The sequence below is a fragment of the Bradyrhizobium sp. LTSP857 genome (assembly GCF_000938285.1).
In the GTDB taxonomy this organism is placed as follows: domain Bacteria; phylum Pseudomonadota; class Alphaproteobacteria; order Rhizobiales; family Xanthobacteraceae; genus Bradyrhizobium.
This window is the reverse complement of record NZ_JYMS01000049.1, coordinates 899,119-915,423: the sequence shown is the minus strand read 5'-3', so window position 1 is coordinate 915,423 and position 16,305 is coordinate 899,119. Positions and strand designations below refer to the sequence as shown.

Here is a 16,305-nt window from a genome sequence, read left to right as displayed (position 1 = left end):
GGCTACGACGGATTTCGTCGTGAGACTTTAGTGCCTGACCACCAGCACCGAGCACTTCGCGTAACGCACCACGTGCCCGGCGTTGGAGCCGAGGAAATAGGTGCGCATCGCCGGCCGGTGCGAGGTCATGACGATTAATTCGGCCTTCATGTGCACGGCTTCCTCCAGGATCTCGTGGTAGATGCCGCCCTGGCGCACCACGCTGGAGATGTGCCCCGCGTCGATGCCGGATTCGCGCGCGACGATGGCGAGTGCTTCTTCCGAGGTCTGGCGCTGCTGCTCGTCGAAATCCGCCGGCACATATTCAGCCAGCATCACCGGCGTCATCGGCAGCACGTTGAGCAGGCGCACCACGCCGCTCCAGGTCTGCGACAGCGTTGCCGCGGTCGCGATCGCCGGCTTTGCCAGATCGGTGTCGGCGAGGTCGATGGGCACGAGGATGGACTTGAACATCTGCGCCTCCAAATCTTCCAGTCGTCTTGCAATCAAGCCGGATCAACCGATCGAGACGGCGCCCGCGCGTCTCATCCCAGTCGAAGCAGCTTGGGGCTGATGAACAGCACCAGCTTGCCGCGGCGGTAGGCCACGTCACCCCAATCCTTGACGTCAAAGTCGAAGATCGCAAGCCCCGCGGTGGGCAGGTTGTCGGCGAGCGCCTTGGCGCCGGCCGGATCGCCGCTGCCCATCAGCATCAGGGCAGCCTCGTGCATGCCGGGATTGTGGCCAACCAGCAGCAATTGCCGGGGATTGGCCGGGATGGTTGCAGTGCGAATGGTTTCCAGAATCTGTGCGGGGTCGGCGCCGTAGAGCTCCGGCAGGATATCGACCTGCGGCGCTGCGACGCGGCCCTTCATCGCCTCCCAGGCGGTGTCCCAGGTCTGCCGGGCCCGGACGGCGTGCGACACCAGCACGGTTTCGGGGGCCGGTGGATGGGCGGCGATCCAGTCACCGATCTCGGCGGCATCCTTCTGGCCGCGGTCGTCGAGCCGCCGATCCTGGTCACGGCCGCTCGGCGCGTCAGTCTCGGTCTTGGCGTGACGGAGCAGCATCAAACGGCGCATGGCATTCTCGAATCGTTACGCATCCAGGATAATCTACAGGCGCCGGTTGAGGACAAGGTGACAAGCGCCCGCTTGGTCCGTTAAGAAAACGACATGAGCGAGACTTTCACAAGCGTGTCCCAGGAAGAAGCCGGCTTTCGCGACCGCGCCCGGCTGTCGTTCGACCTCGATGCCGACATTTGCGTCATCGGGGCAGGCCTCGCGGGGCTCTCCATTGCGCTCGAGGCCGCCCGGCTCGGGGCCAGCGTCGCGGTGCTCGAGGGCCGCCATATCGGCTGGAACGCCTCCGGCAACCAGCTCGGCACCGTGATGCCGGGCTTTGCGCTGCCGCTCACCGAGCTGATCGAGCGCATCGGCTTCGAGGATGCGCGTGAATTGTGGACGCTGTCGAAGGAGGGCGCCGAGTTCGTCCGCGCCAACGCCACGGACGACAACATGCCGGGCATCGGCCCGAGCAATGGCGTGCTGGAAGTGTCCAACGTCGACGCCGGCGACCGGTTGATCAGCCGATTGCAGATGCTCGCCGAGGATTTCGACACCGAAGTCGAGGGCTGGCAGGCCGATCGCGTCCGCGCGGTGCTCAAGACCGATCATTACTTTCACGGCGTCTACTATCCCAAGGCGTTCCAGCTCGACGGCCGCAAATATGTGCATGGCCTCGCGGCGCTGGCGCGGCGGGCCGGCGCCCGCATCTTCGAGGATACGCCGGTCGTCAGCATCGACCATTCCGGCATCCGCAAGCGCATCGTCACGCCCTCGGCGCGGCTGCGCGCGACCCATATCGTGCTCGCCGGCAACATCCATCTCGGCGCCCCCCTGCGGCGGCTGTCGGAGACGCTGCTGCCGGTCTGGCGCTATGCCGGTGTCACCGCGCCGCTCGGTGAGCGCGTGCACGAGATCATCGCCTTCAAGGGATCGGTGATGGATTCCGACGGCGTCGACCATTTCCGGATCGTCGATGGCGATCGCCTGATGTGGGAAAGCCCGGAGACAACCTGGGCGGCACGGCCGCAGCGCTTTGCCGGTCCCGTCAGGCGCAGGATCCGCACGATCTTCCCCCAGCTTGGCAATGTCGAGATCACCGATACGTTCGGTGGCGTCACCGGCCAGACCGTGCACGGCATGCCGCAGATCGGGCAGTTGCGCAAAGGCCTCTGGGTGGCGAGCGGATTCGGCCGCCAGGGCATGAACACCTCCGCCATGGCCGGGCAGCTGATCGCACGCAGCATCCTGTGGGGCGACGAGCGCTGGCGGCTGTTCTCGCCGTTCGAGCTGGTTTGGGCGGGGGGCGCGACCGGGCGGGTCGCGGGCCAGCTGGTCGGAGTCTGGGGCAGGGCCAGTTCCGCCGCCGCGGGCTCGCTCGCCCGCTACCGCGAGCGGGTGCGGGGCAAGGACCGGGAACGCGAGGCGCGGCTGGCGGAGGCCAACCGGGCCGCCGGCACCGGTCCGCGCCGTGCGCCGCCCGGGGTTCGACCGCGGCCGGCCCCACCGCCGCAGCCTGCGGCCGAAACCGTGGAACCGGCCGTGCACGACGGCAGCGTCTCGCAATAAGTTGAGAAAAATCCCGCCTGGAAGTGTAACGTCTCCCGTTAGAACCCGTATCTCAGGGCGTGGACTTCCTGCGCACGGAGAAAGACATGTTTGATCGCCGCATCCTGTTGACGACCGTCGCCGGCCTGTTTGGCCTTTCGGCCTTCCGCTGGCTGAGAGGTACTCCGGCCGAAGCTGGAGAGAAGGCCGCCGAGAAGTTCGAGATCGAGAAGACCGATGCCGAGTGGCGCGCCCAGCTTACGCCGCAGCAATATGAGATCCTGCGTAAAGAGGGTACCGAGCGGCCGGGCACCAGCCCGCTGCTCAAGGAGCACCGCAAGGGCACCTTCGCCTGCGCCGGCTGCGACCTGCCGGTGTTCGCCTCCGAGACCAAGTTCGAGAGTGGCACGGGTTGGCCGAGCTTCTACCAGCCGATCGAGGGCAATGTCGGCAAGACCGAGGACCGCACCTACGGCATGCTCCGCACCGAGGTGCATTGCCGGCGCTGCGGCGGCCATCTCGGCCACGTCTTCGACGACGGTCCGAAGCCGACCGGATTGCGCTACTGCATCGACGGTTTCGGGCTGGTCTTTCACCCCGCGTCGGCCTCGGCGACGTAAGTTTGATCCCGGCAATTGTTGCCGGCCCGGCAATTGTGCCCCGGTCATCCGACCGGGGCCTCTCTATTTAAGTCATTGATTTCCTGAGAATACCCGCATTGGCATAGGCCTTGCGACGTCTCCTCCGAATGCGGCCATTGGTCTGCCGGCCGCCGAGATCGGATCTGGAGACAAAGTTATGGGTATCTTCGATGCAATGAACACCTCGGTGGGTGGCCTGCAAGCGCAGTCCTACGCGCTTCAGAACATTTCCGGCAACATCGCGAACTCATCCACCACCGGTTACAAGGGCATCGGGACCAGCTTCGAGGATCTCATTCCCGACTCCTCGGTGCCGAGCAAGCAAGTCGCCGGCGGCGTCACGGCGCATGCGCAGGCGACCATCACCACCCAAGGCACGATCTCGGCCTCCAGCGTCGCCACCAACATGGCGATCACCGGTGACGGCTTCTTCTCGGTGCAGAAGGCGAGCGGCGTCATCGACAATGTGCCGGTGTTCGACGGCGTCAACTATTACAGCCGCCGTGGCGACTTCCAGGTCAATGCCAACGGCAATCTCGTCAACGGCGCCGGCTACTATTTGATGGGCGTGACCGTTGACCCGAAGACCGGCAATCCGACCGGCAGCGTGCCGACGGTGCTGCAATTCCAGAACAACTTCGTCCCGGCGCAGGCGACGACCTCGATTCAGTACGCGGCGAACCTGCCGACCCAGCCGAACACAGTGGCGAGCTCGACCGCGACGAGCGGCACGCTGCTGGCCGCTGGTGGACTCAATCCGTCGGATTATTCCGCGAACCCGCTGCCGGTGGGCACGCCACCCGCGCCCTACACCAATGCAGTGGCCGCCGGCGCGGCCGCCACCGGCAACATCCGGACCGCCTATTCTTCGACGACTGCAATTGGCACGACTGCGCTCCAGAACAACTCCTCGGCTGCGGCATCGACAACCACGTCCCTCGATGGCGCCGCAGGCGTGCATCTCGCGTCGAGCATCCTTGCTGGATTGAGCGGCCAAACGCTGACAATCAACGGCCACACGATCACCTTCGACACGAGCACGACCGTTACGCCGAGCGGCAGCAACACCACGATCGGTCTGGGATCTGGTACGACCGCCACGGTTGCCAGCATCTTGACCGCGATCCAAACGGCTGGCGGCACTGGGGTCACCGCAACGCTGACCGCCAGCGGCAACATCCAGATCGCCAGCGGCGCTACGACCGACGTCTCGATCGGCAGCGGCACGGCAGCAACGGCGCTCGGCATCAGCACCGTGACACGTGGCGGCAACGTGCTGTCCACGCCCGCGATTTCGGGCGCGACGGTGCTGAGTGGCAGCGCGGCGCCAGGCGGCGCACAAACACTCTCGTCGGGCTTCGCCGCCGGCGACACTATCACGGTCGACGGTCAGACGCTGACCTTCATGGCCTCCAGCGCCTCGGGTGCGAACCAGATCAATATCACCGATAACATCACGACCTTGCTCGGCAAGATCGATGCTCTCTCCGGCGCCTCAGGATCCTCGGTCAGCAGCGGCGGCGTGATCACGCTGAACACCGGCACAGTATCCGACCTGTCGGTCGCCAGCTCCAACAGCTCCGCCTTTGCCGCGCTCGGCTTCACGTCGACCATCACCAAGAATCGCGACGGTGGCGGCACTGCCGGCACCGGCACCGTGATCGGCAACGACATCTCCACCTTCACCAAGGAATCGATCAGCGGCGGCGCTGTGACCGCCTACAACGCGGCGGGCACGCCGGTGAACCTCCAGCTGCGTTGGGCCAAGACCGACAGCGCCTCGCTGGGCTCGGGTCATTCCGACACCTGGAACTTGTTCTACCAGACCGACCCGAATGCGACCGGCACGACGGTCGGCTGGATGAACACGGGGCAGGCCTTCACCTTCGCTAGCGACGGTTCGCTCACCTCGCCGAGCGGCTCGGGCATTACCATCAACAATGTCACTGTCAGCGGCCAGTCGCTTGGCTCGGTGGCATTCAACATCTCCTCCGGCGGGCTGACGCAATATGCGAGCACCAGCGGCGCGGTGACCATCAACACCATCACGCAGAACGGCTACGCCGCCGGTCAGCTCCGCTCGGTCGCCGTCAACAACAACGGTCTCGTGGTCGGCACCTTCTCCAACGGCCAGAATCTCGATCTCGCCTCGGTGACACTGTCGCACTTCAACGGCACCAATTACCTGAAGGCGATGGACGGCGGTGCCTATGCCGTGACCGACCAGTCGGGTCCGGCCATCGCCGGCGCCTCCGGCACCATCAGCGGTTCGTCGCTGGAGGGATCCAACACCGACATCGCCGACGAATTCACCAAGCTGATCGTGACCCAGCAGGCCTACTCGGCCAACACCAAGGTGATCACGACGGCGAATTCGATGGTGCAGGACCTCTTGAACGTGTTGCGCTGATCGACGCGTAACGTAACCAAAGGCGGCAAGTAACCATGGGTTTGAGTTCAGCCCTTGCCAGTGCGATGAGCGGTCTGCGCGCCAACCAGGCTGCGCTGTCGATCGTCTCGTCGAACGTCGCGAATTCGCAGACGCCGGGTTACGTCGCCCAGACGGCGACCCAGATCGAGGTCACCACCGGCGACTTCGGCTCGACAGCGAAGACGACCGGCGTCAGCCGGGACATCGACAGCTATGTGCAGAACCAGCTGCGCATCGAGACCGGTGGCAGCGGCTATGCTGATCAGACGGCCAACATTCTCAATCAGCTTCAGAATGTCTATGGCAATCCCGGCGGCAGCGGCACGCTCGAAACCGCGCTGAACAATTTCACCAGCTCGTTGCAGGCATTGTCCACGAGCGCGGGCTCGTCGTCGGCGCAGACGGTGGCGCTCGGCGCGGCGCAGGCGCTGGCGACGCAGCTCAACGTCACCACCAAGGGCATCCAGTCGCTGCGCTCCAATGTCGAGCAGGATCTTGGCACCTCGGCGCAGCAGGCCAACGCGGCGATGAACCAGATCGCCGACATCAACACCAAGCTCCAGGGCCTGGCTTCGACTGATCCGTCCGCGGCAACGCTGATGGACCAGCGCGACCAGGCCATCAACTCGCTATCGAAATATGTCGACGTCCGCGTCACCACCGACGGATCGAACCAGGCCAACATCTACACCACCACCGGCATCCAGCTCGTCGGCGCGGGGCTTGCTTCGCAATTCTCTTTCGCTTCAGTCGGCGCGCTGTCGGCGACCTCGCTCTACAACACCGATCCGGCCAAGTCCGGCGTCGGTGCGCTCACGATCAAGCTGCCGAACGGCTCGTCAATCGACGTCGCCGGCAACAGCGTGGTCTCCTCCGGCCAGATCGCAGCCGATCTGAAGCTGCGCGACCAGACGCTGGTGCAGGCGCAGACCCAGGTGGATCAGCTCGCCGCGACGATGTCGAGCGCACTGTCGGACAAGACCACGGCCGGCAGCACGGTCTCCGGTCCGCCCGCAGGCTTCGACATCGATCTCGCCGGCGCGCAGCCGGGCAACACCGTCAACATTACCTATACCGACTCTACCAACACGCAGCGCCAGATCACGCTGGTGAACGTGACCGATCCGGCGGCGCTGCCGCTCCAGAACGCCACCAACGCCAACCCGATGCAGATCGGCGTCAATTTCTCCGGTGGCATGGGCGCGATTGCCGCGGCCCTCAACACCGCGCTGCCGAGCTCGCATCTGACCTTCTCCGCGGCGCCGTCGCCGGCCACCGCGACGACGCTGCGCGTCACCGACGACAATTCCGGCCTCGCCAAGGTCAATTCGGCGTCGAGCACCAAGACGATCTCGTCGCTGACTTCGGGCAGTCCGCAGCTGCCGTTGTTCACCGACGGCGGCCAGGCGCTCTACACCGGCGCGATTACGGCGTCGGGCTCGCAGATGACCGGCCTTGCCGGCCGCATCGCCGTAAACACACAGCTCACCACCGACCCGACCCGGCTGTCGGTCTACAGCACCTCACCGGTGACGCCCACCGGCGACACCACGCGCTCGGACTATCTCTACTCGCAGCTCACCAATACGGTGTTCTCCTATTCGCCGCAGACCGGTCTCGGCTCGGCGAGCCAGCCGTTCACCGGCAGCGTCTCGAACTACCTCCAGCAGTTTCTGAGCGTTCAGGGCAACGCCTCGACCCAGGCGACCGCGCTACAGCAGGGCCAGAGCGTCGTGGTCTCGACGCTTCAGGCCAAATTCAACTCGACCTCCAGCGTCAATCTGGACTCGGAGATGTCGAACTTGATCCAGCTCCAGAATGCCTATGCCGCCAACGCGCACGTCATGTCGGTGGTGCAGAGCATGATGACCACGTTGCTCCAGGCTCAAACGTAATTAGTACAGGGCTCTGAAACATGTCGATCAGCAGTATCAACTACGGTTCGTCGGTCCTCGGCGCGCAGATCCGCAACATCAATCAGCAGCTCACCGACCTGTCGACGCAGCTCTCGACCGGCAAGCTGTCGCAGAACTATTCCGGGATGGGGACCAACGAAGGCTTCGCGATAGCCTCGCGCTCGCAGCTTTCGAACATCGCCGCCTATACCGACACGATGACCAACGTCAACGTCAATATCAACCTCGCCAACACTGCGCTGCAGTCGATGACGACGATCCGCAACACGGTGCAGACGGGCTCCGCCACGAGCTCGCAGGATCTCAACGTCAACGGCCAGACCGTCGCGCAGAACACCGCCGCCGCCCAGTTCGGCTCGATGGTCGGCGTCCTCAACACGCAGTCGGGTAACCGCTATCTGTTCTCGGGGACCGCCTACAACACGCAGTCGGTCGCCAACGCCGGCGACATCATCAACGGCACCACGACGCAGGCCGGCTTGAAGACCGTCATGGCCGAGCGGCAAGCCGCCGACCTCGGCGCCAACGGCATGGGGCGGCTGGTGCAGACCCAGCCGACGCCGAGCTCGGTGAACGTGTCCGAGGACGTCGCGGGATCGCCGTTCGGGTTGAAGATCGCCGCGGTGTCCTCGACGCTGACGGGCGCGACGGTCACCGGCCCGAGCGGTTCGCCGGTGTCGTTCTCGGTCGATCTCAACGGCGTCAATCCGAACAACGGCGACAAGCTCAGCGTGCAGTTCACGCTGCCGGACGGCTCGACCGAGCAGATCGACCTCACAGCGTCCAGCACGACGCCGACGCCGGTCGGGAGCTTTGCGATCGATGCAAGCACCCCCGTCAATCCAACCAACACGGCGACGAACCTCAACAACGCGCTGAATACCGCGATCACGAAGCTCGCCAACACCTCGCTGGTGGCGGCATCCGCCGTGACGGCCGGCGACAATTTCTTCAACACGGACAGCTCGGCGATCGGCACCGCCAAGACCAACCAGGCCACTCCAGCGGCACCGATCAGCGGGACGACCGCGTTGTCCGGCACGGCGCCCTCGAACTCGATTGCGCCGGGCTTCGCTGCCGGCGACAGCATCACCGTCAACGGCACCACGCTCAGCTTCGTCGCCTCCGGCGCGACCGGCAACCAGCTCAACGTTACCGACAGCATCCAGACCTTGATGAGCAAGATCGACTCCATCACGGGGACCGCGAAGCCGTCGACCATCCATGGCGGTTCGATCACCATCAACACCGACGATGCGGCGAGCCTGAGCATCTCGGGCTCGACCCCGGGTGCGACCGCCGCGCTGGGCGCGCTGGGCTTCAGTTCGTCACCGATCACCGCTACCCAGCCGCCTCTGCGCGTCGGCTCAACGCCGGCGAGCTCGGCGACGACGCTGGTGAACGGCTCGGCCAATACCGTGAAATGGTACACCGGCAATGACGGGCCCGGCTCGCCGCGCTCGACCGCGGTGGCACGGGTCGACGATTCCGTCACGGTGCAATATGGCGCGCAGGCCGACGAGGACGCGATCCGCAAGCAGTTGCAGGCGGTTGCCGTGTACGGCACGTTCTCGACCTCGCCGACCGGGCAATATTCCGGCGCGCAAGTCGCGGCGCTGAGCCTGCGCACGACGCAGGCACTGACGCCGCAGGCCGGGCAGCAGAAAATCGAGGACATCCAGACCGACATCGCGATGGCCCAGAACACGATGAAGGACGCGACCACGCGCCAGACCCAGGCCAAGGCGCAGCTTCAGAACATCGTCGACCAGGCGGAATCGGCTTCGCCGGACCAGGTCGCGAGCGAAATCCTGTCGCTCCAGAATGCGCTCCAGGCGTCCTACCAGACTACCGCGAACCTCGCGCAGCTCTCGCTCGTCAAGTACCTGTAAGGGCGCATTAAGGCGCCGTTAACCATGCCTGTTTACCTCTTGGTGAGGATTTGAGCGGGGCGGAGCCGTCGATGTCGGACAGGATGCAACTGGTGGTGGCCACGCCGTGCTTCGGCGGGCAGGTGTCGACCATTTATGCAAGTTCGATCTTCGCGCTCCAGCGCGCCGTGCACGGCATGTCCAATCTCGAGCTCAAGGTGCATTTGCGGGACGGCGACGCGCTGATCACGCGCGCAAGGGCCAACCTGGTCACACTGTTTCTGGACGATCCCAAGGCGACGCATTTCCTGTTTATCGATGCCGATATCGGCTTCAAGCCGGAGCAGGTGTTCCGGCTGATCGAATCTGGAGCTGATGTCGTCGCCGGGTGCTATCCGATCAAGCGGGTCAACTGGGACAAGGCCAAGCGGGCGATCCAGTCCGGCCGGGCCGATGTGCCGGCGGCCTCGCTCGATTACGTGCTCGAGATCGAGGACCCCGACCGCATCGTGGTGGTCAACGGCTTCACCCGCGTGCGCTACGCCGGCACCGGCTTCCTGATGATCCGTCGTCAGGCGCTGGAGGCGATGTGCCGCCATCCGAACTATGCGAATTTGCAGTTCTTCCGCGAGCATTCGCACGACACGCTGGCGGCGAGCCAGAACCGGTTCGCGCTGTTCGAGTGCATGATCGATCCGGCGACCGGCACGTACCTCTCGGAAGACTTCGCCTTCTGCAAGCGCTGGACCGATATCGGCGGCGAGATCTGGGCCGATATCCAGAGCTCGCTCGACCACGTCGGGCCTTCGGTGTTCCACGGCGACATCGCCTCGCAATTCGCGCCGGCCCCTGCGGCCGCGGCCGATGCGGCGTGAGCCCTTCGGGATGAGCGCCGGCGCATCCCGTCTGTCAGATACCGAGCGAGCGTCCGACGGCGGCTCGCGCTACCGCCTGCGCGATCTCTTCACACCGTTGGATACACTGCTTGTCTCCGGCGGCGATCAGCGGCTCGCGCTCGATCCGAAAGACCGGGTCAACGCCTATGGCTGCGCGCCGTCGCCCGCGCCGGATGTCTGGAATTTCGCCTCATCGACCGCATCGTCGATCTCGCAGGCCGCTTATGATCGCGCTGCGCTTGCGCGCGAGGAATTGGTCCACAAATCGCTGTTCGACGAGGTCGAAATTGCCTTCGACAGGCGCTGCGAGGACATGCGCCACGAATTGCGCGGCCACCTCCAGCTGCCGCCGCGCGTCGACATCGTGTTCTCGCCGTCCGGCACCGATTCGCAGCTTCACGCGCTGTTCCTGGCGCGCGCCGCACTCGGCGCGTTGCCGGTGACGATCGTGGTCGGTGCCGACCAGACCGGAAGCGGGACTGCGCTGACCGCGCGCGGCCGCCATTTCAGCGCGATGACGGCGAGCGGCTTCGTGGTACGCAAGGACGGTGCGGTCGCGGGCCTCGCCGGCGAAAGCATCGCGGTGCCGCTGCTCGACCCCGCGTCCGACATTGCGATGCGTCCGGATGCGGATGCTGCGGTGCTGCGCGCTGTCGAGACCGCGATCGCACAGGGGGCGCCCGTGCTGCTCCAGATCATGGATTCGTCAAAACTCGGCTGGCGCGCGCCGAGCGCGGCCTGCCTCGACGAGATCGCGCGGCGCAGGCCCGGCAAGGTCCAAATCGTCGTCGATGCCTGCCAGGCGCGGCTTGGGCGCCGGCGGCTGCGGTCCTATCTCGACCGCGGCTACATGGTGCTGATCACCGGCTCGAAGTTTTTCGGCGGCCCTGCCTTCAGCGGCGCGCTGCTGGTGCCGAAAGGTCTGTCGCGGTCGCTCGTCCATGTTGGCGAGATCGCGCCCGGCTTCTTCGACTATGCCGGCCGCAGCGACTGGCCGACGGCGTGGACGACGCTGCGCTCGCGCTTTGAGCGCCGGCCGAATTTTGGTCAATGGCTGCGCTGGGAGGCGGCGCTCGCGGAGATCGGCAGCTATTATGCGGTGCCCGGAGTGTTCCGCGCCAAGGCTGTGGCCGAGCTTGCGGCCGGTATCAACAACATGATCGCGTTGTCGCCGTCGCTTCGGGCCGTTCCGACCGCGTGCGACAAGGCCGGCGTGGATGACGAGGAATTCGCCCACACCACGATCTTTCCGTTCGCGCTGCTGCGCGACGGCGAGCCCGTCTCCATCGCCGACACCAGCGCCGTCCATCGCGCGCTGGCGCGCGACATGAACGATGACATCAACGATAGCGCGGCCGCCCGGCAGATCGCAGCGCAACGTTGCCTTGTCGGCCAACCGGTCCGGCTGGAGCGGCCAGATCATGCACCGCAGGCCGTGCTGCGGCTGTGCGTCGGCGCGCGGCTCGTGACGGAAGCCTGGTCTGCGGACGAGGCGCAAGCGCGACGCAATCTTCAGCATGTACTCGATCAAATCGCCCATGTCGTGGTGAAGATCGAACTGCTGCTCGACCGCGCCGCCGGCGCGGTATCGCCGGATATGCCTGTCCTCGGGATTTGAAATGCAACATCCAGCTCGATCGCCGATCTCCACCATTGAGGCCCCGTATGCCGAGCGGATCGGCTTCGCGCAGTTGACGCGCCAGGCTTTCGAGGGCGTGGATCTGCACCCGTTGCGCGACCAGCTCATCACCAAGATCTCCGAAGGCGCGGGGCACGCGGGCGAGGGGCTTGATCTGTCGCTGATTGTCCAGCTTCTCGGTGACAAGCAGGCGGGACTTGCCATCCAGGCGGAAGTGCTCACCTTTCATCGGTTGTTTCGCTCGCCTTGCGCGGCCGAGAAGCCGCGCTTGCGCGTGCTCGCGCTTGCGGCCGCGATCGACATGGGCGGTAACACGCCAATCGAGTTTCTGCTCGAGGAGTCCGATATCGAGCTGTTGACGCTCTATGTGGTCGACGGCGTCGGTCTGCCCGAGCAACTGCCGGATCACGACGTCGCCATCGTTGTTGCATCCGATTCCGAGGAATGCCGGCAGGCGCTCGCACTCATCGAAAAGGCGGCGCCGCACTGGCCGCGGCCACTGCTCAATCGCCCTGATCGCATCGGTAACCTCGATCGCGACAAGTTGTATCGGTTGCTGATGGGCATTGCAGGTCTCGACATTCCCGCAACCATCCATGCGACGCGCGCGCAGCTCGCGGATCTCTCCAAGGGGCAGATCGCTTGCGAGGGCATCGCAAGCGAACTGCACTTTCCGATCATCACGCGGCCGCGCGGCACGCATGCCGGCGTCGGGCTGGCGAAGCTCGATGATGCGTCGGCGCTCGCGGCCTATCTCGCCGAGCGCGATGAACAGGACTTCTTCGTTGCGCGTTTCGTCAATTATGCGAGCCCCGACGGCCTCTATCGCAAAATTCGAATCACCATGGTCGATGGCAAACCTTATGCCTGCCACATGGCGATCGCCGATCGCTGGGACATCTGGTATCTCAACGCCTACATGGCGTTCAGCGAGGAGAAGCGCGCTGAAGAAGCCGTCTTCATGCTCGATTTCGATCACGCCTTCGCAGCACGCCACAAGAATGCGATCGACGAAATGAGCCGGCGCGTCGGTCTCGATTATTTCATCGTCGATTGCGCCGAGAACCAGAGCGGCGAGCTTCTGATCTTCGAGGCCGACAACACCGCGGTGGTGCACAACATGGATTCGCCAATAGTGTTTCCGTACAAGCCGCCGCAGATGCGCAAGATCTTTGCCGCTTTCACCGCGATGCTGTCGCGCCACGCAAAGGCGGGCGAGGGGAGCGCAGCATGAACGAGATCATCCGCAACACGCAGGCGGCCGTCACGAATGGATCGCTCGATCCGCAGGACTGGAGCGAGTTTCGCGCACTCGCCCATCGCATGCTGGATGAGGCGATCGACGGCATCGCCAATGTCCGCGCGCGTCCAGTCTGGCAGCCGATCCCCGATGAGGTCCGCGCGGCGGTCCGAACCGACGTGCCGCGCGAGGCCACCGACCTGGCCGAGGTCTATCGCGAATTCTCCGAGCACGTTGCGCCTTACGCGACCGGTAACGTCCATCCTGGCTTCATGGGCTGGGTGCATGGCGGCGGCACCGCGGTTGGTATGCTCGCGGAGATGCTCGCGGCAGGTCTCAATGCCAATCTCGGCGGACGCGATCACATGCCGATCGAGGTCGAGCGCCAGATCGTCGAGTGGATGCGCGGCCTGTTCGGCTTTCCGCAAGGAGCGAGCGGCATCTTCGTCACGGGCACGTCAATGGCCAACCTGATGGCGGTGCTGGTCGCACGCACCAGTGCGCTCGGCGCGCTGGCGCGACAGCACGGCATCGGCAACGATGGCGCGCTGCTCACGGCCTATGCGTCGAAGGCGGCGCATGGCTGCATCTCCAGGGCGATGGACATTGCGGGGTTCGGCACCGACGCGCTGCGCAAGATCGATACCGATGCCGATCATCGCATCGATGTCGCCGCGCTGCGTGCGCAGATCGCGATCGATCGTGAGGTCGGCTTCAAGCCGTTCCTGGTCACGGCTTCTGCCGGTACCGTCGACATCGGCGCGATCGACGATCTCAGGGCAATCGCGGCACTGTGCCGCGAGGAGGGAATCTGGTTTCACGTCGACGGCGCCTTCGGTGCGCTGGCAATCCTGGCGCCCGAGCTCGCGCCGCTGCTCGCCGGCATCGAGCTTGCGGATTCGATCGCGCTCGATTTCCACAAATGGGGACAGGTGCCCTATGATGCCGGATTCCTGCTGGTGCGCGACAGCGAACTGCATCGGCAGGCCTTTGCGCAGCCGGCGGCCTATCTGAGCCGCGAGGCGAGGGGGCTTGCGGCCGGCGCCGTATGGCCCTGCGATCTTGGTCCCGATTTGTCGCGCGGCTTCCGCGCGCTGAAGACCTGGTTCACGCTGAAGACGTTCGGCACCGACCGGCTGGGCGCGGTGATTACGCGAACCTGCGCGCTCGCAAAATATCTCGAAGCGCGTGTGCTCGCAGAGCCGCGGCTGGAATTGCTCGCGCCGGTCAATCTCAACATCGTCTGCTTCCGGTACCGCGCCGACGATGCGGTCAATCGCGAGATTGTCGCGGATGTCCAGGAATCCGGAATCGCGGCGCCGTCGAGCACGACGCTGGACGGCAAGTTCGCGATCCGCGCAGCGATCGTCAATCATCGCACCGACCAGACCGATGTCGACGCGCTGGTGGCGGCGGTGCTGGAGTTCGGTGCGCGGCGAACTGGCGAAGGCCTGATCGAGACCGAGTCGCCGCCGCTCGCGGCGCAGTGACCATAGCCGGCTGAAACGACAACGGCCCCGGAGATGATCCGGGGCCGTTGTCGTTTGCGCGGGTCTTGAGATCAGGCCTTGCGATTCAGGCGGCCGAGCTGACCTCGCCCTCGGGATGCGCGGCGTTGTATTGGTCCCGCAGCTTCTCTTCATAGGCGATCAGCTTGCGGGCATCCTTCAGCGCCCGGTAGAGGTCGCCGTTCAGGATGTTGTTGTTGATGCCCTCGATGATCGGCCAGGAGCTCGGCACCGCAGTGACGATGTCGCGCACCAGGTTGAAATAGGTGCCGTGCTGGGTCTGCGGATCCGGCGAGATGTACATCAGCTGGACCGCCAGATAGACGAGCTTGGCCGGCGTATCGGCGGTCTCGGGCGTGAGGATGTCACGCTCGCGCAGGATCGGGACGTTCTCGCCGTCGATCAGAAGGCGGGCGCGCTGGTCGGTGTTGGTTATTACGCAGTTACCGACAATGATGCGTTCGTGCGGCCTGAGCTCGACCTTGAGGGCCATGCCTGTTCTCCATCAACGCTTTCGTAACCGAGCGTGTGTTGCGGCGGATCAAGGCGCAATACTCCATCAACATTAGTTAATGAGTTGTGAATCCCGGCCATTGCCGCGGAAAAGCTCAATTATATCAATGTCGAAATCGCTTGGCGCGGCAGCGTCGCCGATCGGCAGATCGGCCGAATCGCGCGCCGACTCAGAGAAAGCGCCGATTTCATTTCATGCTTCGTTAGATTCTCGGCGCCACGGTCCGCCGGTCGCTGGATCAATCAAGATCCAAGCAGACGCGTAACAGTAAGCGTCGTTTACCAGAAAGGTAACACAACATGTCCGGTATCGTTCTCTCCTCATCGGTTCGTCAGAACCTCCTCTCCCTCCAGTCCACCGCTGATCTTCTCGCCACCACGCAGAACCGTCTGTCGACCGGCAAGAGCGTCAACTCGGCCCTGGACAGCCCGACCAACTTCTTCACGGCACAGTCGCTCGACAACCGCGCCAGCGACATCAACAATCTGCTCGATGGTATCGCCAACGGCGTGCAGGTGCTCCAGGCCGCCAACACCGGCATCACCTCGCTGCAGAAGCTGATCGACTCCGCGAAGTCGATCGCCAACCAGGCGCTCCAGACCACCGTCGGCTACTCCACCAAGTCCAACGTCTCCACCACGATCGCGGGTGCGACGGCGGCCGACCTGCGTGGCACCACCTCCTTTGCCAGCGCGACTGCAAGCAGCAACGTGCTGTTTGACGGCGCGGCGGGCGGCACCACGGCAGCCAGCGGCACCACGACGCTCGGCGCCACCATCGGCGTCCTGACGGGTACGGCGGGAACGGCCGGTGACGGCACCGCAGCGCTGTCCGGGACGCTCACCCTGATCGCCGCCTCGGGCACCAGCGCGACCGGCCTGATCGGCAACGCCCAGCCCGCCGACGGCGACACGCTCACCGTCAACGGCAAGACCATCACCTTCCGCGCGGGCGCTGCCCCGGCGAGCACTGCGGTTGCGTCCGGCTCGGGCGTCAGCGGCAACCTCGTCACCGACGGCAGCGGCAACACCACCGTCTATCTCGGCACCTCGGGTACG

13 protein-coding genes are annotated in these 16,305 nt (G+C 65.0%); 10 read left to right on the top strand and 3 right to left on the bottom strand.

All coding sequences use genetic code 11. The features are described from left to right. Positions 1 to 27 precede the first annotated feature (27 nt). Positions 28 to 453, bottom strand: a complete 426-nt coding sequence (locus UP06_RS37790) for a universal stress protein (protein ID WP_045008695.1) — start codon at positions 451 to 453, stop codon at positions 28 to 30. A 71-nt stretch (positions 454 to 524) separates the two neighbouring features. Beyond that, positions 525 to 1,061, bottom strand: a complete 537-nt coding sequence (locus UP06_RS37785) for a SixA phosphatase family protein (RefSeq protein ID WP_045008694.1) — start codon at positions 1,059 to 1,061, stop codon at positions 525 to 527. Positions 1,062 to 1,154: 93 nt separating this feature from the next. On the opposite strand from UP06_RS37785, the gene UP06_RS37780 reads away from it, so the two are divergent. The 9 genes from UP06_RS37780 to UP06_RS37740 all read left to right on the top strand — a co-directional run bounded on the left by UP06_RS37780 (position 1,155) and on the right by UP06_RS37740 (position 14,715). Beyond that, positions 1,155 to 2,612, top strand: coding sequence for an NAD(P)/FAD-dependent oxidoreductase (locus tag UP06_RS37780; protein WP_045008693.1), 1,458 nt, complete (start codon positions 1,155 to 1,157; stop codon positions 2,610 to 2,612). A gap of 86 nt (positions 2,613 to 2,698) precedes the next feature. Then, positions 2,699 to 3,211: a peptide-methionine (R)-S-oxide reductase MsrB gene (msrB, locus tag UP06_RS37775; RefSeq protein ID WP_045008869.1), complete on the top strand. Its 513-nt coding sequence runs from the start codon at positions 2,699 to 2,701 to the stop codon at positions 3,209 to 3,211. A 178-nt stretch (positions 3,212 to 3,389) separates the two neighbouring features. After that, positions 3,390 to 5,642, top strand: coding sequence for a flagellar hook-basal body complex protein (locus UP06_RS37770; RefSeq protein ID WP_045008692.1), 2,253 nt, complete (start codon positions 3,390 to 3,392; stop codon positions 5,640 to 5,642). A gap of 35 nt (positions 5,643 to 5,677) precedes the next feature. Beyond that, complete coding sequence (gene flgK / locus UP06_RS37765; protein ID WP_045008691.1) at positions 5,678 to 7,558, top strand: flagellar hook-associated protein FlgK; 1,881 nt, start codon at positions 5,678 to 5,680, stop codon at positions 7,556 to 7,558. A 20-nt stretch (positions 7,559 to 7,578) separates the two neighbouring features. Continuing rightward, positions 7,579 to 9,471: a flagellar protein gene (locus tag UP06_RS37760; protein WP_045008690.1), complete on the top strand. Its 1,893-nt coding sequence runs from the start codon at positions 7,579 to 7,581 to the stop codon at positions 9,469 to 9,471. A 71-nt stretch (positions 9,472 to 9,542) separates the two neighbouring features. Beyond that, positions 9,543 to 10,325 carry a hypothetical protein gene (locus tag UP06_RS37755; protein ID WP_045008689.1) on the top strand — a complete coding sequence of 261 codons (783 nt, stop codon included), beginning with the start codon at positions 9,543 to 9,545 and terminating at the stop codon, positions 10,323 to 10,325. After that, positions 10,315 to 11,964 (top strand): hypothetical protein, encoded by a 1,650-nt coding sequence (locus UP06_RS37750; protein ID WP_045008688.1) that lies wholly within the window; start codon positions 10,315 to 10,317, stop codon positions 11,962 to 11,964. Before UP06_RS37755 ends, UP06_RS37750 begins: the two co-directional genes overlap by 11 nt. 1 nt (position 11,965) lies before the next feature. Continuing rightward, positions 11,966 to 13,219, top strand: a complete 1,254-nt coding sequence (locus UP06_RS37745) for an ATP-grasp domain-containing protein (protein WP_045008687.1) — start codon at positions 11,966 to 11,968, stop codon at positions 13,217 to 13,219. Next, positions 13,216 to 14,715 carry a pyridoxal phosphate-dependent decarboxylase family protein gene (locus tag UP06_RS37740; RefSeq protein ID WP_045008686.1) on the top strand — a complete coding sequence of 500 codons (1,500 nt, stop codon included), beginning with the start codon at positions 13,216 to 13,218 and terminating at the stop codon, positions 14,713 to 14,715. The genes UP06_RS37745 and UP06_RS37740 overlap by 4 nt, the downstream gene beginning before the upstream one ends. Before the next feature lie 85 nt (positions 14,716 to 14,800). On the opposite strand, the gene flbT is transcribed toward UP06_RS37740, so the two are convergent. Then, positions 14,801 to 15,226: a flagellar biosynthesis repressor FlbT gene (flbT, locus tag UP06_RS37735; RefSeq protein WP_045008685.1), complete on the bottom strand. Its 426-nt coding sequence runs from the start codon at positions 15,224 to 15,226 to the stop codon at positions 14,801 to 14,803. A gap of 320 nt (positions 15,227 to 15,546) precedes the next feature. On the opposite strand from flbT, the gene UP06_RS42360 reads away from it, so the two are divergent. Next, positions 15,547 to 16,305: DUF1522 domain-containing protein (locus tag UP06_RS42360; RefSeq protein WP_045008684.1), on the top strand; the 759-nt coding region annotated here is incomplete at its 3' end.